Consider the following 21,142-nt stretch of genomic DNA (forward strand, 5'->3'; position numbering starts at 1 on the left):
TAATACCCTGTTCGCGGCGCGGATTGTATGGGGCCGCTCCCGGGCTACGGCTAGCGCTGCGCCAGTGGTTCCAGCAGCGCGCGATATTCGCCGGCCAGTACCGACCAGCGCAAGCGGGAGACGTCCGGTGCGCAAGGCAACGTTCCGCCCATCACCTGTTCGGCGCAATTGCGCATCGCCGCACAGAGGTTGTCCGCACAGTCCTCGATGTCCTGTGCAAAACGGTAGCCGCCCGCACCGAACCACTCCGGGTAGGCGAGGCTGTCCGGCACCAGCGGCCGGCAGCCGGCGGCCACCGCCTCCAGCACCGCCAGCCCCTGGAAATCGTGCCGCGCGGTGGACAGCACCGCGTGGCTGCCTCCCAACAGCTGGCGATAATCCGCTGCGCAGTCCTGGTAGCCCCAGGCACCCAGCGCTCCCGCCTCGGCAAGCAGTGTGCGAATGCGGGCAAATTCCGCCGGTTGGCGGCGGAACTGCTGGCCGACGACATGCAGGGTAAAGGACAGCTCCAGCCGGCAGAATTGCTGCAGCGCGCGCAAAAGGATGTCCGGGCCCTTGTCGTGCTCCCAGCGGTGGTTCCACACCAGCGTCGGGCGAGCGCCGCGCGGTTGCGGCGGATTCTCGAACAACGCGTCTTCCAGCGGCACTGGCAGCACCCGCGACTTGCGCGCAATCTCCGCGCACAGGTCCGGCGGTACACAGTCGGGAAAGCGTCGGAGCAACTCCGCGGCGCCGCTCAGCAGCGTGCGGCGGTTATAGTCGGAATTGAACAGCAGCAGATCACCGGCGAGCGCGGTGTAGATATTCAGCAGCTGCGGCTCCACCGACTGGAAGGCATCGGCAGTGCGCGGATAGTCGAACTGGTTCTCGTGGAAGTAGACCGCCGTGGGCACCGCGGCGATTTCGGGTACCAGGCCGCGCAGTGCGGCCAGATCGGTCATGGAAGTGGCGACGATCAGGTCCCAGGGCTGGCGCAGCGTGTCCGCCGTTTCGCCCCGCCCCCAACTGAGGCTGTTGCCGCGCACACGCCAGCTGAAATAGCGCGGCGGCAGCGTCAGCACCGTCCACTGCCACTCCGGGATGGCGGCCACCAGGCCGCGGCGCCAGCGCTTGTGGCTGTCGGCGTCGTAGGCGGAAAGGAGCAGGACTTTCACATTCAATCTGTCAGGGTAAAAGCAGCCATTGGCCGAGCATAACATCGCAGGTGGCACAGCGAGAGGCTCTGGCGCCGGTGGCTATCCGGCAAACGATTGCCGATGAGGCTGTTGGCCGGATAGCCACCGGCGGCAGGGCCGGCGTTCACGCGCTATCCCGATCGCAGCCAAAGGCCGCTCCTCCACCGGAAAGGCTCACATAGGACAGCTTCAGTCGAAATCGCGCACGTTGGTCAGGCGCGCGAGCAGGCTGGAGGTATCCCAGCGGCCGCCACCGAGGGCCTGCACTTCGCTGTAGAACTGGTCCACCAGCGCCGTGACCGGCAGCAGCGCGCCGTTGCGCTGCGCCTCGTCGAGCACGATCGCCAGGTCCTTGCGCATCCAGTCCACGGCGAAGCCGTGTTCGTACTCACCCGCGAGCATGGTCTTGTAGCGGTTTTCCATCTGCCAGCTCTGCGCTGCGCCCTTGGAAATGACGCCGATCACCTGCTCGGCATCGAGTCCCGCAGCCTTGGCGAAGTGCAGCCCCTCGGCCAGCCCCTGCACCGCACCGGCAATACAGATCTGGTTGACCATTTTGCACAGCTGGCCGCTGCCCACCGGGCCCAGCAGGCTGATTGCGCGGGCGTAACAGTCGATCAGCGGCTGGGCGCGCTCGTAATCGCCCTCCGCGCCACCGACCATGACCGTCAGCACGCCGTTTTCGGCCCCGGCCTGGCCGCCGGAAATGGGCGCATCCAGAAAACCGATACCCTGGTCGCGCCCGGCTGCGGCCAGCTCGCGGGCCACATCCGCAGAAGCGGTGGTGTGATCTACAAACAGGCTGCCCGCGGCCATGCCGACGAAGGCACCCTGCTCGCCGGTGACGACTTCACGCAGGTCGTGGTCGTTGCCGACACAGGCAAACACCACCTCGGCGCCGCGCGCGGCCTCCGCTGGCGTTGCGCAGGCTTCACCGGCGTAGTCCCCCAGCCATTGCTCAGCGCGAGCCGCGGTGCGGTTATAGACCCGCACGCTGTGCCCGGCCCTGGCCAGGAAACCGGCCATCGGATATCCCATCACCCCGAGCCCGAGAAATGCAACAGTTGCCATAGTGATTTACCCCAAGATCATCCAGAAAAGTGCCGCGCCCAGCAGCAAGCGGTAGATGGCGAACGGCGCCATGCCAATACGATTGATAAATTGCAGGAAATAATGAATACACACGAAGGCGCTGATACCGGACAGCACCGTCCCCAGAAACAGGTCGTGCCAGTGCACCGGTTGCGACTGCTCCAGCAGTTCGATGATCAGCAGCAGCGCGCTCAGTGCGATGATCGGGATCGACATGAGAAACGAAAAGCGCGCGGCGTCCTTGCGCTCCATACCCAGCATCAGCCCGGCGGTCATGGTAATACCGGAACGAGAGGTGCCCGGAATCAGTGCCAGAGCCTGGGCTGCGCCGATCGCCAGCGCCCGCTTCCAGTTCAGCTGCGCCAGCGTATGGGTGTGCACACTGCGCGCATCTGCCCACCACAGCACGACACCGAAGATGATAGTGGTCGAGGCGATTACGGCGGCCGAGCGCAGTGTGGTCTCGATAAAGCCCTGGAACGCCAGCCCGGCCAGGCCCGCGGGAATCGTCGCCAGCACAATCAACCAGGCGAGCCGGCCATCGTCGGTAAACTTGCCACTGCCAAAGCCGGCCAGGCCGTCGCGAATCAGAGCCCAGACGTCTTTGCGGAAATAGGCTATCACCGCCAGCAGGGTGCCGAAGTGCACCGCCACGTCAAAGGCCAGCCCCTGGTCGGGCCAGCCCAGCACCTGATTGGGAAGGATCAGGTGTGCAGAGCTGGAAATAGGTAAAAACTCGGTCAGACCCTGAATGATGGCCAGGGCGATGATATGCAGTATGTCCATGGGTAACTTCTTTAAGAGCGGATTTTTTGTCGTTTTTGCCAGGTCACTTCATTGCGAAGATAGAGCGGCTCCAGCGCCTCGGCGCCAACGGCCTCCCCCTTTTGCCACAGCGGCAGCGCCAGATCGGCGATTTCCCGCGCGTGAATCGCCGCCTGCAGGTCGACGCTCGCCAGTGGCGCCACAGACAGTGCGTCGTAGTGCCAGCCGGGGCCTGCGCCGTACAGCGGTGCGGGCAGTTCGGACTGTTGCAGCGCCTCGAGCACACGCTGTGGATCGGCAACCGCCTCGGGTAACAGACTGTCATGGGGGCAAGCGTCGGCATAAATCCCCCAGTAGACCTGCTGCATGCGCGCATCCAGCGCTGCGACAATCGCCCCCGACTGCCACTCCGGGTGTGCGCGGCGACTGCCCGCCGCCAGTGCGGCGAGGCTGGAAACCGGCACTACCGGAAGTTCGGCGGCGAACGCCAGCCCCTGGGTACAGCTGATGGCAATACGCAGGCCGGTAAAGGAGCCCGGGCCGCGACTCACCGCCAGCGCGTCCAGCTGCCGCAGACCGATACCGGCCTCGGCCAGTACCGCATCCACCATTGGTAGCAGGCGGCGGGTGTGGTCGCGCTCTGCGGCGACAAATTGCTCGAACGTGTGCCCGTCGCAGTGCAGAGCCACGGAACAGGCGCCGGAAGTGGTATCCAGGGCGAGAATCTTCACAACTTCACTCGATCTTGGTGCCCGGGCAGCGCCGGGCCAGTGTAACTATGACCGGCGGACCGGGCGCTGGTTCACGCGGCCCCCGCATTCCCCGCACCACTGCCGGTGCGAGGGCGAATTGTGTCACGGCGGGCGGGATACGTCATGTGTAAATGGCTCTACCCCAAAATGCAGAAGCCCCGGCAGTGCCGGGGCTTCTGAACTGACCTTTAGCGATCACCGGGAACGCGCAGAGGGCGCGGCCCCGCTAATCCACTGTCGAATCAGGACTTCTTCGGTGGGCGACCGCGACGGGCGGCCTTCTTCTTGGCTGGAGCCTTCTTTTTGGCCGCTGCCTTGGGCGGGCGACCCGGCTTTTTCTTCGCTGCGCTCTTACCCGCCGCTTTCTTGGCTACCGTTTTCTTGGTTGCCGCTTTCTTGGCCGCGGACTTCTTCGGCCGACCGGGCTTCTTCGCGGCTTTCTTGGTGGCTTTCTTAGCCGCCTTCTTGGCGTCGGCCTTGGCCTTGGCAACGGCCTTCTTCTCTAGGGCCTTGGCTTTGGCAGCCGACTTCTTGGCGGCAGCCTTCACCTTGGCCTGGGCCTTCTTCTCCGCGGCCTTCACCTTCTTGGCATCGGCCTTGGCGCGGGTCTTTTTCCAGCGCGCCTCGAACGCTTTGACAGCCGCCGCGAGATCCTTGTCGGCCTTGGCGCTCAGGCTATCAGCCATTTCGGAAATTTTCTGTTTGGCTGCCTCTTCGGCGTGGCGCACCGCATCCATGGCCTTGGCTTTAGCCAGATCCATTTTTGCAGCAGCTACCTTGGCGCGTAATTCTTTAGCTTTGGCATTGGCGCTGGTCAGCGATTTCTTCGCAGCAGCCGTACTACTTTTTTGCACCCGGGCCCGCGCTTTGGCGACGCGATCCAGTTGCCCATCCAGCGACTTGGTCGCCGAATCCACGGCTTTCTGCGCCTTGGTTACTGCCGGAGATACTGTCGCCGGAGCCTTGGCTTTGACAGCGCGTTTAGTCCGCGCTTTCTTTTTTGCTACTCGTGCCATCCCTTGTCTCCTCTCTGAGTAAGAAGGAATACCTCTGCAACCTGAAGAAAGTGTGCTGGCAAATCTGCCATTTTGCTTCTGAAGCCAGGAGCCCGCAGGCAGCCTTTGGACAATCCAGAGCAAGCTACACCACCTAAATCGATGTAACTGTATCTAAGTTAATAAAAATAAACCGCTTTGCAAGAAAAAAGGACAAAAAAGGATAGTTTTTTTTGCAAAAAGGGAGTTTTTTTCAGGAATCACCCCAAAAAACCTTTTTTGGGGTGCGATGGCTGGCTGCGACAGCCAAACAACCGGCTTCGTTTACAGTTTTGCCGGCAGTTTTTCGCGAGCGATCGCAGCCAGGGCCTCGATATGATCCTCGCGCGCATTCAGGGCGGGGATATAGCGGAATTCACGCCCACCGGCGTCGATAAAATTAGCGTGATTCTCTACCGAAATTTCCTCGAGTGTTTCCAGGCAATCAGCGGCAAACGCGGGACAAATCACATCGACACTGTGCACTCCGGATCTACCCATTTCTATCAGGGTTTTATCGGTGTACGGCTGCAGCCATTCAGCTTTACCGAAACGGGACTGAAAACTCACCTGCCAGCGATCGCGCTCCAGCTCCAGCTCCGCTGCCAATTGCTCCGCCGTATCACAGCAGTGGCGGTAATAGGGGTCGCCCTTATTGATATTGGCCTTGGGGATTCCGTGAAAGGACAGCAGCAGCCGCTCTGGAGCACCGCGCTTTTCCCAAAGATCACGCACGGAGTTGGCCAGCGCGCGGATATACAGCGGGTGCCGGTAATATTCCCGCACGACGGTGATGTCGGGAATATCCCGGCTATTGCGGAATATGTCTGCCACCTGATCGTAGATGGCGCCCGTGGTTGTTGCCGAGTACTGGGGGTACAGCGGCAGCACCAGAAAGGAATCTATGCCCTGCCGGCGCAGGCGCGCCACCTCTGCGTCCAGGCTGGGACCGCCGTAGGTCATTGCGTAACTGACAGTCACATCCGGGCGCGTTTCCGCCAGCCGCACCTGCAGCAGTTCCGCCTGACGGCGGGTGTAGTGAGCCAGCGGCGAACCCTGCACCGGCTCGCCATCGAAGCTTTCATTCCAGATTTGGGCATAGGCCGGCGCGATACGCCGGGGTCGCAGCGGCAGCACCAGGCCGTGCAGAATTGCCAGCCACAATGGCCTGGGAATTTCGACTACACGAGGGTCCGAGAGAAAATCGCGCAAAAAAGTCCGCACGCCGGCGGCTGTGGGTTCCGCTGGACTCCCCAGGTTCATCAGAATAACGGCTGTAGTCATATCGCAATTCCTTTCGATAACAGAAGCCCAGTATACCCAGAGGTACCTGGATTCGGCTGCGGGTGTAATCAGCTGGCCGAGAGACGCGTGACACTGGAGCAAGGCTGATCAATGGACAACAGCTGCCATGACGGAGGCCGCTGGAACCCACAAAAGCACAGTTACAAAAAAGGCCCCCGCAAGGGAGCCTTTTTACGTACTGAACGCCCGACCGGATCAGGTCAGTGCAGTATTTACCATCTCGCGAATGTCGACCATCGAGCCCACACCCTCAACCCGGCTGTATTTAGGCGCGGATTCCGGCGCTCGTTCGGCCAGTTCGCGGTAGAAACCCACCAGCGGTTCTGTCTGCTCATGGTAAACCGACAGGCGGTTGCGCACCGTGTCTTCGGTGTCGTCACTGCGCTGAATCAGCGGCTCGCCGGTCTCGTCGTCAACGCCATCCTGTTTCGGCGGATTATAGATGACGTGATAGACACGGCCGGAACCTTCATGAACGCGGCGCCCGGACAGGCGCTTGACGATTTCCTCGTCGTCCACGGCGATTTCCAGCACGTGATCGATGGAGACTTCAGCATCCAGTAGAGCCTGTGCCTGGGGGATGGTGCGAGGGAAACCGTCGAACAGGAATCCGTTGGCGCAATCCGGCTGCGCGATGCGCTCTTTGACCAGGGCGATGATCAGGTCGTCGGACACCAGCTTGCCGGCCTCCATCACACCTTTTGCCTGCAGGCCGAGCGGAGTGCCCGCCTTCACAGCCGCGCGCAGCATATCACCGGTGGAAATCTGCGGGATGCCGAATTTCTCTGTAATGAACTGAGCCTGAGTGCCTTTGCCGGCCCCCGGCGCCCCCAAGAGAATAATTCGCATGGTCAGAATGCCTCCAGTCTATCCCGGCGTGTCAATGTCCGCCGCGCCAAAAGAGCGCTACCTTACACGCAGACCCCCTGCAGGGCAAGGTAGAGCCGCTGCCGCTGAGTGGGCATCCGGTGTAGTAAAACTACCGCATGCCGCTCAGTTGCCGCGCTTGGCCCGCTCCCAGAGTTGATCCAGTTCCGCCAGGCTGGCGTCCGTCGGTGTGCGGCCCTCGGCGGCCAGCGCGGCCTCGACAGCGCTGAAGCGGCTTTCGAATTTGCGATTGCACTGGCGCAATGCGGCCTCCGGCTCCACCTGCAGGTGGCGCGCGGCATTGACACAGGAGAACAGCAGATCGCCCAGCTCCTCGCGGGCCGCCGCAGAGTCGTCCGCAGCCAGCGCCTCGCGCAGCTCGGCCAGCTCTTCCTCTATCTTGTCCAGCACACCGCCGATCTCCGGCCAGTCAAAGCCCACCCGCGAGGCGCGCTTTTGCAGCTTGGCGGCACGCGTCAGCGCCGGCAGCCCGCGCGCCACGCCGTCGAGGGCACCGCCTTCCCCTTTGGCACCGCGCTCGGCGGCCTTGATCGCTTCCCAGTTCTGCTTGACTTCGGCCTCATCTATCGGCGCGGCGGTGTTATCGCCGCGGAGCTCACCGCTGGGGAACACATGTGGATGGCGGCGCAACAGTTTGCGCACCAGGGTGTCGACAATGCGGGCGAAATCGAAACGCTGCTGCTCGCTACCCAGCTGGGCGTAAAAGATGACCTGGAACAGGAGGTCGCCGAGCTCTTCGTGCAGGTGCTCGAAATCCTCGGCCTCGATGGCCTCGGCAACTTCGTAGGCCTCTTCGATGGTAGACGGCACGATGGTGGCGAACGTCTGCTTCAGGTCCCAGGGGCAACCGCCGTCAGGGTCGCGCAGCCGCGCCATCAGGTGAAGCAGATCTTCGACGGTGTATCTATCGCTTGGCACGGGGTGTTCTTCTCCATAGGGTGCGCCGCGCGCACCACAAAGTTGATTCGCTGCGCACGGCGGCACCATGCGCATTCGCACAGCTGTGCGCAATGCGCGATCAGTGCAGCAGGCGCCGCTTGGCCGAAGCCACATTGGGCAGCTGGTTGATGCGATGCAGCACGCGCGAGAGCTCTTCGAAGCTGTGTACCTCGGCGGTCAGTACCATTTCCACCGTATGCTTGTGTTTGTTGGAGTGCGTTTGCATGGCGGTGATATTGATGCGCTGGCTGTCGAGCATGGTGGTGATATCGCGCAGCAGGCCGTGGCGGTCGTATGCCTCGATCATGATTTCCACCGCGTAGAGCTCTTTGGGCTTTTCGGCCCACTCCACCTGCAGCACCCGTTCGTGCTCGTCCGACTGCATGCGCAGCATATTGGCGCAGTCCTTGCGGTGAATGGACACGCCGCGCCCCAGCGTGATGTAACCCATAATCTGGTCACCGGGCACCGGGTTGCAGCAGCGCGCGATATGGGTCATCAGGTTACCGACGCCGTCGATGTAGACGTCGGTCTTGCCCTCGCCGCGGGCCACCGACGCCGTCAGTGAAGGCACCGGTTCCACCCGATCCACCCTGACCATGCGCTGGGCGGCATTGAGCACCTGGCCGACACCGATATCGCCGGCGCCAACGGCCGCGTAGAGGTCGTCGAGCGAGTGCATATTCAGCTTCGCGGCGAGCTTCTCGAATTCGAAATCGATCAGTGCCAGCTGTTTGAATTCACCGTCGAGAATACTGCGTCCATCGGCAATATTCTGGTCGCGGGCCTGCTGCTTGAACCAGTGCACGATCTTGGCGCGGGCGCGGGAGGTATTAATGTAACCCATACCCGGCGACAGCCAGTCGCGGCTGGGCGCCTCGCGCTTGCCGGTAAGAATTTCCACCTGGTTGGCGGTCTGCAGCTCGCAGTTCAGCGGCACAATGCGCCCGTCCACCTTGGCACCGCGACAGCGATGGCCGATCTCGGTGTGGATCTTGTAAGCGAAGTCCAGCGGCGTGGCGCCGCGTGGCAGATCCACCACGTGACCGTCGGGCGTGAACACATAAATGCGCGTATCGGCCTCGCTGGCCAGCAGGTCTTCCTGCAGCGGATTGCCCCCGACCTCTTCATGCCAGTCGAGTACCTGGCGCAGCCAGGATATTTTCTGTTCGTAGCTGTCCTGTCCCTCGGACTTGCGGTCGGTGCCTTTATAGCGCCAATGAGCGCAGACGCCGTACTCCGCCTCTTCATGCATCGCCACCGTGCGGATCTGCACTTCCAGTACCTTGCGCTCCGGACCGATTACTGCGGTATGCAGGGAGCGGTAGCCGTTCTCTTTGGGCGAGGCGATGTAATCGTCAAATTCGTTGGGAATGTTGCGCCACAGATTGTGCACGATGCCGAGCACCGCATAGCAATCGCGCACGGTAGGCACAAGGATGCGCACCGCACGGATATCATACACCTGGGAAAAGCCGATATTCTTGCGCCGCATCTTTCGCCAGATGCTGTAAATGTGCTTGGCCCGGCCGTAGACCTCGCCTTCGATATCCGCGCGGCCGAGCTCGTCACGCAGCAGCGCCAGTACCTCGTCGATATAGTGTTGCCGCGCGAGGCGCTTTTCGTCCAGCAGCCGGGCGATCTGCTTGTAATCGTCCGGCTCCAGGTAGCGGAAACTGAGATCCTCCAGCTCCCATTTGATATGGCCGATACCCAGGCGATGGGCCAGCGGCGCATAGACGTCGGCCACTTCGCGGGCCACCCGCCGACGCTTGGCCGGCTCGGCATTCTTGGCCGCGCGAATGGCGCAGGTGCGCTCGGCCAGCTTGATCAGCGCCACGCGCACATCGTCCACCAGCGCCACCAGCATGCGGCGGATATTTTCCGAGTGCTCTTCCACCGCCAGGCTGGCACCCTCGTCGCCGGTATCGGCACTGCGACTGCGGATTGCGGCCATGCGCAGCACGCCGCGAATCAGCTTGGCGACGGTCTTGCCGAATTCTTCCTCGACGGTTTTCAGCGGCAGGCGCTTCTCGCGTACCGCGCGGTACAGCACCGCGGCGCACAGTGCCTCGGCATCAATCTGCAGGTCGGCGAGAATCTCGGCCATCTCCAGGCCGGTGGCGAAACTGCTGGCACCCTCGGCCCAGATATTCTCCGCGGCAATGGCCCGCGTCTCCGCCTCCGCGCTCACTTCCGCGGCGCGGCGCAAAGTGACCAGGGCGCCGCCGTCGAGGCCCGCCAGGGTCTGGATATGGCGCAACCAGGATTCGAGGTCCAGTTCGCCGTTGCCGCCGACAGAGTGATGTTTTCTGACTTGTACCATCGCGTTTTGGGGCGCTTTCTTTATGGAGTATGGGAATCGAACAGTCCGGAGGACAGGTAGCGATCACCGCGATCGCAAATGATGGCAACAATGGTGGCATTGTCCACCTCCGCCGACAGGCGCAGGGCGCCGGCCACGGCACCGCCGGACGAGACACCGCAGAAGATACCCTCTTCCCGCGCCAGTCGTCGCGTCATTTCCTCGGCTTCGCGCTGCCCCATATCCAGCACCCGATCGACCTCTTCGGGCACGAAGATCTGCGGCCGATAGGCCTCCGGCCAGCGGCGGATACCGGGAATACTCGAGCCCTCGGTGGGTTGCAGGCCGATGACCTGCACCTGCGGATTCTGCTCTTTCAGGTAGCGACCGCAGCCCATTATGGTACCGGTAGTGCCCATCGAGGACACAAAATGGGTGATAGCGCCGCGCGTCTGACGCCAGATTTCGGGGCCGGTGCCCTCGTAGTGTGCGCGCGGATTGTCGCCGTTGGCGAACTGGTTCAGCACCAGGCCGCGCCCTTCCGCTTGCATTTCCAGCGCCAGATCCCGCGCGCCCTCCATACCCGCTTCCGCGCTGACCAGAATCAGCTCGGCACCATAGGCGGTCATCGCGGCCTTGCGCTCGTCGGTGGCACTCTCCGGCATGATCAGGATCATGCGGTAACCGCGGATCGCCGCCGCCATCGCCAGGGCGATGCCGGTGTTGCCGCTAGTGGCCTCGATCAGTGTATCGCCGGGTTTTATCTGCCCGCGCGCCTCGGCGCGCGCGATCATCGACAGCGCCGGGCGATCCTTGACCGAACCGGCCGGATTGTTCCCCTCCAGCTTGAGCAGAATCGTGTTGCTGGTCTCACCCGCAAGGCGCTGCAGCCGCACCAGCGGGGTGTTGCCCACACAGTCGGCAATCGTGGGGTATTCCATGGCAAATCCACATCCAGACAAAAATCGGTGCGCCATTTTACCCTTTGCGCCCGATCCCTGCGAACAGCGCCCTATACCGTTTCGTAAGGTCCTGCTAACAGCCTGTCGAAAAAGGCTTTCCCCGGCTACTGTCAACCGGGGTTGCGCAACATGCACAGCACTCTTTCACGAAATTTCAAGCACTTACGTGCCTGTTTGGCCGCACGAACGCGCCTGTTCCGCTCAGCGGAGAGCCGAGCGCCGGATTTTCACAGGTCGCCGGGCTGTCGCCATTCGCCAGTGGCAACTGCGGCCCAGAGGAGTAGAATTGAACAAAAACAGCACAATCAGAAAAGTCCGCCCCTATGGCTGCTTCCAAGACTAAAGAGTCGGATCAGGATCCCGTCCCCGCAGCGCGCTCGCTGCGCGCAACCCTATTCCGCTTCACCCTGGCCCCGGCGCTGGTGCTGGCACTGGTGCTGACTATCGTGTTCACGCTGCAGCAGATGAACGACCGGCGCCAGCTGCTGCTATCCCACGGGCGCACCAGCGCCGAGCAGCTCGCCGAGCTGATCAAGCTGAGCGGCGGCCAGCCAACCAGTCTGCGCAAGGAGTGGCTGCACCAGAGCCTGCTCAACGTAATGCTGGAGAAGGACATGGTGCGCTCGGTGCAGATCTACTCCACTGAGGGCGAAGACCTGGATCCGGTCACCCACCTGAACAACCTGGCCGGTGTGGGCCCGCGCCCGCGGCGCTCGGTTCGCGCCGCCGACCTGCACGGCCATGAGACCATCGTGTTCGACAAGGGCGGCAGCCTGCAGGTCCTGCAACCAATCCACGACAAGCCCATCCACTGCTGGATCAGCGTCGAGCTACACCGCCCCTACTTCGTCATCGGCACCTATCAGGCGGTCCTGATGGCCCTGCTGGCATTGATCATCTGCACCCTGGCCGCACTGGCCTGGGCGGTGTTTCTATCCGAGCGCTTTGCCCACAGCCTGCTGCGCCTCGGCGACACCCTGGAGGCCATCGGCCGCGGCCAATTCGAAGTGCGCGCGCAGGAGTCCGGCAACCGCGAACTGAACCAACTGGTAGCCAAGATCAACCAGATGGCGCGAAACCTGTCCACCAACCAGCAGGAGTACAAGGACAACCTGCTGCAATCGATGGAGGATCTGCGGCAGTCGCTGGACAGCATGGAGGAGCAGAATATCGAGCTGGACCTGGCGCGCAAGAAGGCGCTGGAGGCGAGCCGCATCAAATCCAATTTCCTCGCCAATACCAGCCACGAAATCCGCACGCCGCTGAACGGTATCATCGGCTTCACCAACCTGTTGCTGAAGACCGACATCGACGAACTGCAGCAGGATTACCTGCAGACCATCCTGCGCTCGTCGGAAAACCTGCTCACCACCATCAACGACATCATGGATTTCTCGCGCATCGAGTCCGGCAACCTGGTGCTCGACCATATCCCCATGAATCTCGGGCAGCTGCTTGAGGAGACGCTACAGATTCTCGCCCCCTTCGCCTACGAACACCGCCTGGAGCTGGTGCCGCTGATCGATACGCAGCTGCCCGGCACCCTGGTCGGTGACCCGCTGCGGATCAAGCAGATTCTCACCAACCTGGTGGGCAGCGCGGTGCGCAGCTCCAGCGATGGCAACATCCCCGTGCGCATGGGCGTGCAGAGCGGCAAGGATTCCGAACTGCTGGTGCGCATCAGCGTCACCGACCTGGGCAACCGCATCGACGAGCAGGGGCGCCGCGAACTGCGGCAACTGCTGGAAAACAAGTCCCCGCAGCAGAACCGCCAGATCAGCAGCAGCGGCCTCGGCCTCGCCATCGCCCGCAGCCTGATCGAACGCATGGGCGGCTGTATCGGTATCGACGAAGCCGCCGGCGGCGGTGCCACTTTCTGGGTACACCTGCCGCTGCTGCTGGAACGCAGCCGTACCATCCCGGTACCGGAGCGTTTTCCCGGCTGCCGCCTGCTGATTGCGGATCCCAACCGCATGACTCGCCTGCAGGTGGCGCAGCTGCTCAAGCACTGGCAGGTGGAACCAGTGGAGCTGGCTGACAGCGACACGCTGCAACCGGCCGTCGAGCAGATGTGGCGCCACGACGCGCTGCCCGATGCCGTCATTATCGACACTGCCATCGCCAGCGATGGCCAAGGGGGGTTCGACCAGTTCATCGCCACCGTGCAGCAACTGGTGGATACCTACCAGTGCCGGGTCATCGTGCAGGGCTCGCCGGTGGAGCTGCGCCGCTGCTACGAGCAATTACGCACACGGGTGCTCACCTTCCTCGGCAAGCCGGTCTCGCGCGACAACCTGTTGCGCGCCCTGCGCCGCGCGGCGCCCCAGCAACAGGCCGTAGCGCGCAACACCGGCACCCATCCGGCCCTGCCCTGGAACACCGCGCCGCGGGTACTGGCGGTGGACGACCACCAGGCCAACCGCCTGCTGGTCAGCGAGCTGCTGCGCGCCCAGGGGATAGAGGCCACCATTGCCGCCAGTGGCGAAGAGGCGCTACAGAAATGGCGGGAAGAAGATTTCAATATGATCTTCATGGATATCCAGATGCCGGAAATGGACGGGATCGAGGCCACCCGCCGAATCCGCGCCGAAGAGCGCGACCAGCGCATACCGATCATTGCGCTGACCGCGCACGCCGGCACCGAAGAGAAGGCACGCCTGCTCTCCGCCGGCCTGGACGATTACCTGAGCAAACCGGTCAGCGAGGCGCAGCTCAGTCATATGATCAAGCGCTGGATGAAAATCCTCGCTCCGACACAGCCGTTCGCTTCGCGCAATGCCAGTCCGCGACTGGTGGATATCGGAGACAGCCTGAATCTCAGCAACAACGACGCCCGACTGGCCCGCGACATGCTACAGATGTTGATCAAGGGGCTGATTTCCGACGAACAGGAATTGCACCGCCTGCGCGACGACGGTGACACCAAGGCCCTGTTCGAGCTGGTGCACCGTATGCACGGCGGTTGCTGTTACTGCGGCGTGCCGCAGTTGCGCGAGGCCACCTCCAACCTGCAGGAACACCTGCGTCCACTGCAGGACGACGCGGAAGCGGAGATCGACCAGCGTCTGGTGGACGCGGTCGCACGGGAGATACGCGCGCTGCGCGAGTGGGCCTCGGAGCAGAATCTGGATGCGCTGTTCGGGCTCAAAGCCGCCGAAACAGAGACCTGAGTCGGGTTAACACGGCCATTGCACCGGGAGCCGAGAACGCCACTGCGCGGGCGAGTTGCCGACAGTGGCCTGGTATGGACCGGTGAAGGTCTTTGCCAGCCCCTATTCCCCCTCGAAAATCACAAAGGCGAGCGCGAAGTCCTTCTCGTCCGACAGCGTCAGGTGGATATGCCCGACCCCCATCTGCTGCGCCCGCGCCTGCGCCTCGCCGCTCAATCGCACCTCAGGCCCCAGCCCGCGCCGGCGCCGCACCTCGATATGCTGCCAGGAAATGCCCTCACCAATACCGGTGCCCAGCGCCTTGCCGAGCGCTTCCTTGGCGGCAAAGCGCTTGCACAGATAGGCGGCGCGATTGGGAATGGCGAGCTGCGCAAAGGCCTCGCGCTCGGCTGCGCACAGTACCCGCTCGACAAAACGGTCACCAAAGCGCCGCCAGGCGGCCTCGATACGAGTGTAACTGCAGATATCCGTGCCGATACTAACGATCATTGTTCGCGTAAACCTGTATAAAAAGCGCCCGTGACTCCAGGGGACGCGGGCCCAGTAGCGGCTGCAGCAGCAGGCGTGTGAGCCGCTTTGCCGGAGCCAGCAGCGCCGGCGCCAGCTCGCCACCGTCGCGGGCGACCTGTAAAGCCAGCAGCTCTGTGCCGGTAAACTCATCCGCGCGGCGCGGGGCATCTTCGTGCCGGTACACCGGCACGAAGCCCAGTTCATCCTCCAGGCGATAGTGAACACCGGTGCTCACCGGTGCGCTGGTGTGCGCGCAGTAGTCCAGTTGCGGACAACTGCCGAGTTCCGCCAGCAATTGCAGCTCAAAGCGCCTCAACGGCGCCTCCAGCTGCTCCGCGGCACTGCCATCGAGCTGCGCAAGTGACTGCAGCAACGCCTGATAGCTGGCGAATATCGCATACTGTGCCTCGCCGGCCGGCAGCAGGCGCACCAGTAATTCATTGGCATAAAGGCCAGCGTAAACCGCGCGCCCGCGCAGCCACAGCGCGGCCCCGGCGCTCTCCAGCGGGCCGAGGGTCTTCAGCTCGCCGCGCCCCATCAGCGTGACCAACAGCGGTGCGAACGGCTGTAATGACTGCTGACGCCGCTGCTTGTCGCGCCGCGCGCCGCGCGCGACACAGCCGATACGGCCGAACTCCGGCGTCAGCAGCTCGAGAATGAGGCTGGTGTCGCGGAACGGACGCGAGTGCAGTATGTAGGCCGGCTGCAGCGGCGGTTGCGATTGCGCCATAACGACGGAAAGAGAATGCTCAGTAGGTGGATGCCATGATACCCGTTCAGTACAGGTGGTCGATATCTTCCGGCAGTGGAACCCAGGGGTGGCGGTACTCTTCATAGATGGACGCGGGCGGCGCCGGGAAGTCCGGGTCGGCGAACGCGCCCACCGGCACACCGATCAGCTGCGGTTCGATATCGAGTTTCAGCAATAAGGTGGCGCCGCACTCGGGGCAGAAGTGGGAGGAGAGGATATTGCCGCTTTCCGCGCTGCGCTGATATTCGCGGCTGCGCCCGACAACCACTAGCTGTTCTGTGGGGAAGCGCGCCTGTACGCCGAAGACACTGCCGGTGCGGCGCTGGCAGGCGAGGCAGTGACAGATACTGATGCGCACGGGCTCACCGCGGGCGGTGAGCCGTAACTGGCCACAGCTGCAAGCGGCGTGCCGCTCTTTCACCGCGGCGGACATCAGTCGTCGCGGTAGCCGAGACTGCGCAGCGCGCGTTCGTCGTCGGACCAGCCGGATTTGACCTTGACCCACAGATTGAGCATCACCTTACTGTCGAACAGCCGCTCCATATCCTGGCGCGCCTGGCTACCAATCTGCTTGATGCGCTCGCCCTTGTTGCCGATGATGATGCGCTTCTGCCCGGAGCGCTCCACCAGGATGGCGGCGCTGATATGCAGAATCGGCCCGTCCTGGGCGAATTCCTCCACTTCGACGGTGACCTGATACGGCACTTCGGCACCGAGCTGGCGTATGACTTTCTCGCGCACGATTTCAGCGGCGAGGAAGCGCGAGCTGCGGTCGGTAATCTGGTCTTCGGGGAAGAAGTGCTGCCCCTCGGGCAAGCGCTTGACGATCTCCGCCTCCAGCGCGTCCAGGTTGACGCCGCGCAGGGCGGAGATGGGTACGATTTCCGCTTTGGGATGCTGTTCGGCCAGCGCCTGCAGTTGCGGCAACAGACCGGCCTTGTCGTCGAGCTGGTCGACCTTGTTGACGGCGATGATCAGCGGGCACTTGAGGCCACGCAGTTTGTCCGCCACCAGCTGGTCGCCCTCGGTCCAGCGAGTGCGCTCGACCACGAACACCACCACATCGACGTCGCGCGCGGCACTGGCGGCGGCGCGGTTCATATAGCGGTTGATGGCCTTGTCCTGGTCCGCGTGCAGCCCCGGGGTGTCGACGAAGATGATCTGGTTCGCCCCTTCGGTCTTGATCCCCAGCATGTTGTGGCGGGTGGTCTGCGGCTTGCGCGAGGTAATCGCCAACTTCTGCCCCAACAGGTGGTTCAGCAGCGTGGACTTGCCCACATTGGGGCGACCGACAATGGCGACATAGCCGACGCGTGAGGGTTGTTCGCTCAAAAGGTTCTCCGAAAAGTTGCTCCCGGAAAGGACCGGAATAGCTGGACTGATGCGAGTATTATGGCCACCGTTTGATTACAACTCCACTCAAGAAGCAAGTGTGGTGGCGCCGTTGCTACCGGCATCAACGTCTTCGCATCGAATTAATTGATCCTGCGCGATCTCAGGCAAATGGTAGGGTCAGCCCTGCCCGGTCAGGCGATTATAGGCTTCAGTGGCGGCAAGCTTTTCCGCCGCGCGACGGTTGGGCGCCTGGCCGCGTATCGGCTCGCGCAGGCCGCTGACCCGGCATTCCACCACAAACTGCTGGGCGTGTTCGGCGCCGACAACCTCCACCACCTTATACTCCGGCAGCGGCTTCTGGCGCGCCTGCAGCCACTCCTGTAGGCGCGTCTTGGGATCCTTGGCGGTCTCCAGGGACAGTTTTTCCAGCCGCGGCGCGAACCAGGCCAGCACCCGCGCGCGCGCAGCTTCCAGCCCCGCGTCCAGGTAAATGGCTCCGATCAGTGCCTCCACCGCATCGGCCAGGATCGACGCGCGGCGGAACCCGCCGCTCTTCATTTCGCCCTCGCCCAGGCGCAGGCAGTCACCCAACTCCATCTCCCGCGCCAGTTCGGCCAGGGTCTCGCCGCTGACCAGCTGCGCGCGCAGGCGGCTGAGCTGGCCTTCGCGGCCCTGGGGGAATTTTTCAAACAGGGCGGCACCGATGGTGAAGCCGAGAATCGAGTCGCCGAGGAATTCCAGCCGCTCGTTGTTGCGGCTGCCGTGGGAGCGGTGGGTCAGCGCCAGTTGCAGCAGTTCGCGGCTTTCAGCTTCGCGATCAAAGCCGTGGCCGAGACGCTGGCACAGGCGCTCGAGAAGAAGGTCAGTTGTCACGTTTGCGGAATTGCTCCAGATCTACCAGCGGCTCACAGCACTGATCGACCTTGGCCGTGTTGAGCTGCTTGTTGAATTTCATTACCACGTCCACGTTGTAGAACAGCGGTTGGCGCAGTTCATAATCGATACTTACCAGCATGCTGTCGGCGCCGCGCAGTATCTTCACCGACTTGGTGGGCTGGCCGCGCACGTTGTTGAGCATAAAGTATTTATCCAGTTCCCGTTTGATATCACTGCGGGACATATCGCGCAGATTGGGCTCCTGTGCGAGTTGCTTCAGGCCTTCACCCACATAGTAAGAATCGATGTAGCCGGGCCCCATCTTGGAGACACAGGTCAGGATAAAGCCGCACACGGCGACAACCACCAACCAGCCCCAGTAGCTCATGCCGCGCTGGCGGCGCAGCGAAGCCGTCATCTGTCTAGCCATCAGTTTTGCCCTCAATTGTTATTGTGCTGTCGAACGGGAAGTTTGCGTTATTCGATACCGCCGACGCGATTAAAGCTGGGGACGCTGAGCAGTTTGTCCCAGTGCATCCAGATCGCGAAGGCCTTGCCGACGATGTCCTTCTCGGGCACGAAGCCCCACTCGCGACTGTCGAGGCTGTTGTCGCGATTGTCGCCCATCATGAAGTAATGGCCCGCCGGTACTGTGGCACTGTAGTTGGCGTACTTGCTCGGTCTCTTTATGTGCCGGGCCATCAGGTGGCGGTGGCCGTAGATGGTTTCCCACAGCACTTCCACCTGCGGGTCGCTCGGCGGCAGTGCCTGGATCAGTTCCTGCGGCGCGCGCTCGCCGTTGATGTAGAGCACATTGTCCTTCACTTCAATTTTGTCGCCGGGCAGGCCGATCACACGCTTGATGAAGTAGGTATCGTTCATGTGCGGCGGGAAGAACACCATCACGTCGCCGCGCTTGGGCTCACCCACCGGCAAAAATTTGACGCGGGCGACCGGCAGGCGCAGGCCGTAGGAGAACTTGTTCACCAGAATAAAGTCGCCCACTTCCAGTGTCGGCACCATGGAGCGGGACGGAATCTGGAAGGGCTCCACCACGAAGGAGCGCAGAATGAACACGACCGCCAGCACCGGGAAAAAAGACTTGGCGTATTCAACCAGTACCGGCTCGGAGGACTCGCCCTCCGCGCCGCCACTCTTGCGCCGGCGGGCAAAAAACAGGCTGTCGACCAGCCAGATACCACCGGTAGCCACGACCAGCAGCAGCAGAATCAGGGGAAAATTAATATCCATGGTTTTTTGATTGTTCCATTCTATGGACGGTTAGTGATCAGTGGCGGATGGCCGCAGGTGTACCCGCCGCCCACCGAACACCAATCGCGTGCTTACTGGTCCACCTTGAGTACCGCCAGGAACGCCTCCTGCGGCACCTCGACACGGCCCAGCTGTTTCATACGGCGCTTACCCGCTTTCTGCTTTTCCAGCAGCTTTTTCTTGCGCGAGACGTCGCCGCCATAACACTTGGCGGTGACGTTCTTGCGCAGCGCCTTGACGGTCGTGCGTGCAACCACCTGGCCACCGATCGCAGCCTGGATGGCTACGTCGAACATCTGCCGCGGAATCAGCTCTTTCATTTTCTCGGCCATCGCGCGGCCTTTCTGCTGGGACTGATCGCGGTGCACGATCAGCGCCAGGGCATCGACGCGATCGCCGTTGATCAGGATATCCAGGCGCACCAGTTTTGCCGGGTCAAAACGCACAAAACTGTAATCCAGCGAGGCGAAGCCGCGGCTGACCGATTTGAGGCGGTCGAAGAAATCCATGACCACTTCGTTCATCGGCAATTCGTAGCGCAGTGACACCTGGCTACCTACGTACTGCATGTCCTTCTGGATACCGCGCTTCTCGACACACAGCGTAATTACGTTGCCCAGGTACTCCTGCGGCACCAGGATGTTCACTTCGGCGATGGGTTCGCGCATCTCTTCGATGCTACCCACATCCGGCAGGCGCGACGGGTTGTCCACTGACATCACGGTGCCGTCGGTTTGCAATACCTCGAAAACCACGGTCGGCGCGGTGGTGATCAGGTCCAGATCGTACTCGCGCTCCAGGCGCTCCTGGATGATCTCCATGTGCAGCATGCCAAGGAAGCCGCAGCGGAAGCCGAAACCCAGTGCATCGGAGGTCTCCGGCTCGTAGAACAGCGAGGCGTCGTTCAGCGACAGCTTCTCCAGCGCATCGCGGAAGGCCTCGTAGTCGTCGGAGCTGACCGGGAACAGACCGGCGTAGACCTGCGGTTTGACCTTTTGGAAGCCCGGCAGCATCGCCACGTCTTCGACGCCTTTGGCATGGGTCAGCGTATCGCCTACCGGCGCGCCGTGGATGTCCTTGATACCGGCCACCACAAAGCCCACCTCGCCGGCGCGCAACACGCCGGTCTCCTTGCGCTTGGGCGTGAAGATACCGACGTTGTCGACCACGTGGGCGCGACCGATAGATTTGGTCACGATCTTGTCTTTGGTTTTCAGGGTGCCCTGTACCACCCGCACCAGGGAAACCACACCGAGGTAGCTGTCGAACCAGGAATCGATGATCAGCGCCTGCAGCGGTGCTTCCACGTCGCCCTCTGGCGGCGGTACCAGGCGCACCAGGTCTTCCAGCACCTCCTCGACGCCGAGGCCGGACTTGGCACTGCAGCGGGTGGCCTCGGTGGCATCGATACCGATGATATCCTCGATTTCCTCGGCCACCTTGTCGGGGTCCGCCTGCGGCAGGTCCATCTTGTTCAGTACCGGAATCACTTCCAGGCCCTGTTCGATGGCCGTGTAGCAGTTGGCCACCGACTGCGCTTCCACGCCCTGGGCGGCGTCCACCACCAGCAGTGCACCCTCACAGGCGGCCAGCGAGCGAGAGACTTCATAGGAGAAATCCACGTGCCCCGGGGTATCGATAAAGTTCAGCTGATAGGTTTTACCGTCGCGCGCGGTGTAGTCCAGGGTCACGCTCTGGGCCTTGATGGTGATGCCGCGTTCCCGCTCCAGATCCATGCTGTCGAGGACCTGGGCGGCCATCTCGCGATCCGAGAGCCCGCCGCAGACCTGAATAAAGCGGTCCGCCAGGGTGGATTTACCGTGGTCGATATGGGCAATGATGGAGAAATTGCGGATATGGGAGAGATCTGTGGCCACTTCGGAGCGTAAACCCTTTGAAAATCAAAATGTTAGCCAGCGGAAGCGCCGGCTGCGTGGCGCAAGTCTATCAGAACTCGTGGTTGGTAGTGAGTGGCACGTGACCGGATCGCCTCCGACGCGTGCCACTCCCC

General features: G+C 62.5%; 19 protein-coding genes. 1 reads left to right on the forward strand and 18 read right to left on the reverse strand.

Translation table 11 applies throughout. The features are described 5' to 3' along the window. Positions 1 to 50: 50 nt before the first annotated feature. The 10 genes from ABDK11_RS12390 to cysM form a co-directional block, all read right to left on the reverse strand. Entirely contained in the window at positions 51 to 1,154 is a 1,104-nt protein-coding gene (locus tag ABDK11_RS12390) for a DUF3524 domain-containing protein (protein WP_346836819.1), read from the reverse strand. Positions 1,155 to 1,364: 210 nt separating this feature from the next. After that, positions 1,365 to 2,246, reverse strand: coding sequence for an NAD(P)-dependent oxidoreductase (locus ABDK11_RS12395; RefSeq protein WP_346836820.1), 882 nt, complete (start codon positions 2,244 to 2,246; stop codon positions 1,365 to 1,367). A 6-nt stretch (positions 2,247 to 2,252) separates the two neighbouring features. Continuing rightward, positions 2,253 to 3,053 (reverse strand): undecaprenyl-diphosphate phosphatase, encoded by an 801-nt coding sequence (locus ABDK11_RS12400; RefSeq protein WP_346836821.1) that lies wholly within the window; start codon positions 3,051 to 3,053, stop codon positions 2,253 to 2,255. Between the two features lie 11 nt (positions 3,054 to 3,064). Next, on the reverse strand, positions 3,065 to 3,763 hold the full coding sequence (gene tsaB, locus ABDK11_RS12405) for a tRNA (adenosine(37)-N6)-threonylcarbamoyltransferase complex dimerization subunit type 1 TsaB (protein ID WP_346836822.1): 699 nt from the start codon (positions 3,761 to 3,763) through the stop codon (positions 3,065 to 3,067). A 263-nt stretch (positions 3,764 to 4,026) separates the two neighbouring features. Further along, the gene (locus ABDK11_RS12410; RefSeq protein WP_346836823.1) at positions 4,027 to 4,800 is read right to left on the reverse strand and encodes a hypothetical protein; all 774 of its coding nucleotides are present in this window, start codon (positions 4,798 to 4,800) and stop codon (positions 4,027 to 4,029) included. Positions 4,801 to 5,103: 303 nt separating this feature from the next. Further along, positions 5,104 to 6,102: a ferrochelatase gene (gene hemH / locus ABDK11_RS12415; protein ID WP_346836824.1), complete on the reverse strand. Its 999-nt coding sequence runs from the start codon at positions 6,100 to 6,102 to the stop codon at positions 5,104 to 5,106. A 216-nt stretch (positions 6,103 to 6,318) separates the two neighbouring features. Beyond that, entirely contained in the window at positions 6,319 to 6,972 is a 654-nt protein-coding gene (adk, locus tag ABDK11_RS12420) for an adenylate kinase (RefSeq protein ID WP_346836825.1), read from the reverse strand. Positions 6,973 to 7,116: 144 nt separating this feature from the next. Further along, a complete protein-coding gene (gene mazG, locus ABDK11_RS12425) occupies positions 7,117 to 7,929 on the reverse strand; it encodes a nucleoside triphosphate pyrophosphohydrolase (protein ID WP_346836826.1) in 813 nt (270 codons plus the stop codon). 100 nt (positions 7,930 to 8,029) lie between these two features. Continuing rightward, the gene (relA, locus tag ABDK11_RS12430) at positions 8,030 to 10,276 is read right to left on the reverse strand and encodes a GTP diphosphokinase (RefSeq protein WP_346836827.1); all 2,247 of its coding nucleotides are present in this window, start codon (positions 10,274 to 10,276) and stop codon (positions 8,030 to 8,032) included. A 20-nt stretch (positions 10,277 to 10,296) separates the two neighbouring features. Beyond that, positions 10,297 to 11,196 (reverse strand): cysteine synthase CysM, encoded by a 900-nt coding sequence (gene cysM, locus ABDK11_RS12435; protein WP_346836828.1) that lies wholly within the window; start codon positions 11,194 to 11,196, stop codon positions 10,297 to 10,299. 344 nt (positions 11,197 to 11,540) lie between these two features. Here cysM and ABDK11_RS12440 point away from each other — a divergent pair, with 344 nt between their 5' ends. Further along, positions 11,541 to 14,387, forward strand: a complete 2,847-nt coding sequence (locus ABDK11_RS12440) for a response regulator (protein ID WP_346836829.1) — start codon at positions 11,541 to 11,543, stop codon at positions 14,385 to 14,387. A 102-nt stretch (positions 14,388 to 14,489) separates the two neighbouring features. Here the strand turns inward: ABDK11_RS12440 and acpS are convergent, their stop codons facing one another. From acpS to lepA, 8 genes are all read right to left on the reverse strand, one after another. Then, on the reverse strand, positions 14,490 to 14,876 hold the full coding sequence (gene acpS, locus ABDK11_RS12445; RefSeq protein WP_346836830.1) for a holo-ACP synthase: 387 nt from the start codon (positions 14,874 to 14,876) through the stop codon (positions 14,490 to 14,492). Next, positions 14,866 to 15,627 (reverse strand): DNA repair protein RecO, encoded by a 762-nt coding sequence (gene recO / locus ABDK11_RS12450; protein ID WP_346836831.1) that lies wholly within the window; start codon positions 15,625 to 15,627, stop codon positions 14,866 to 14,868. Before recO ends, acpS begins: the two co-directional genes overlap by 11 nt. A gap of 46 nt (positions 15,628 to 15,673) precedes the next feature. Continuing rightward, entirely contained in the window at positions 15,674 to 16,006 is a 333-nt protein-coding gene (locus ABDK11_RS12455; protein WP_346836832.1) for a GFA family protein, read from the reverse strand. 74 nt (positions 16,007 to 16,080) lie between these two features. Continuing rightward, a complete protein-coding gene (gene era, locus ABDK11_RS12460) occupies positions 16,081 to 16,980 on the reverse strand; it encodes a GTPase Era (protein ID WP_346836833.1) in 900 nt (299 codons plus the stop codon). Positions 16,981 to 17,160: 180 nt separating this feature from the next. Then, positions 17,161 to 17,856 carry a ribonuclease III gene (rnc, locus tag ABDK11_RS12465; protein ID WP_346836834.1) on the reverse strand — a complete coding sequence of 232 codons (696 nt, stop codon included), beginning with the start codon at positions 17,854 to 17,856 and terminating at the stop codon, positions 17,161 to 17,163. Then, a complete protein-coding gene (locus ABDK11_RS12470) occupies positions 17,846 to 18,289 on the reverse strand; it encodes a DUF4845 domain-containing protein (RefSeq protein ID WP_346836835.1) in 444 nt (147 codons plus the stop codon). The genes rnc and ABDK11_RS12470 overlap by 11 nt, the downstream gene beginning before the upstream one ends. 47 nt (positions 18,290 to 18,336) lie before the next feature. Then, on the reverse strand, positions 18,337 to 19,110 hold the full coding sequence (gene lepB / locus ABDK11_RS12475; RefSeq protein ID WP_346836836.1) for a signal peptidase I: 774 nt from the start codon (positions 19,108 to 19,110) through the stop codon (positions 18,337 to 18,339). 92 nt (positions 19,111 to 19,202) lie between these two features. After that, positions 19,203 to 21,008: a translation elongation factor 4 gene (gene lepA / locus ABDK11_RS12480; RefSeq protein ID WP_346836837.1), complete on the reverse strand. Its 1,806-nt coding sequence runs from the start codon at positions 21,006 to 21,008 to the stop codon at positions 19,203 to 19,205. Positions 21,009 to 21,142 lie beyond the last annotated feature (134 nt).

It is taken from the genome of Microbulbifer sp. SAOS-129_SWC, from assembly GCF_039696035.1.
Classification (GTDB): Bacteria; Pseudomonadota; Gammaproteobacteria; order Pseudomonadales; family Cellvibrionaceae; genus Microbulbifer.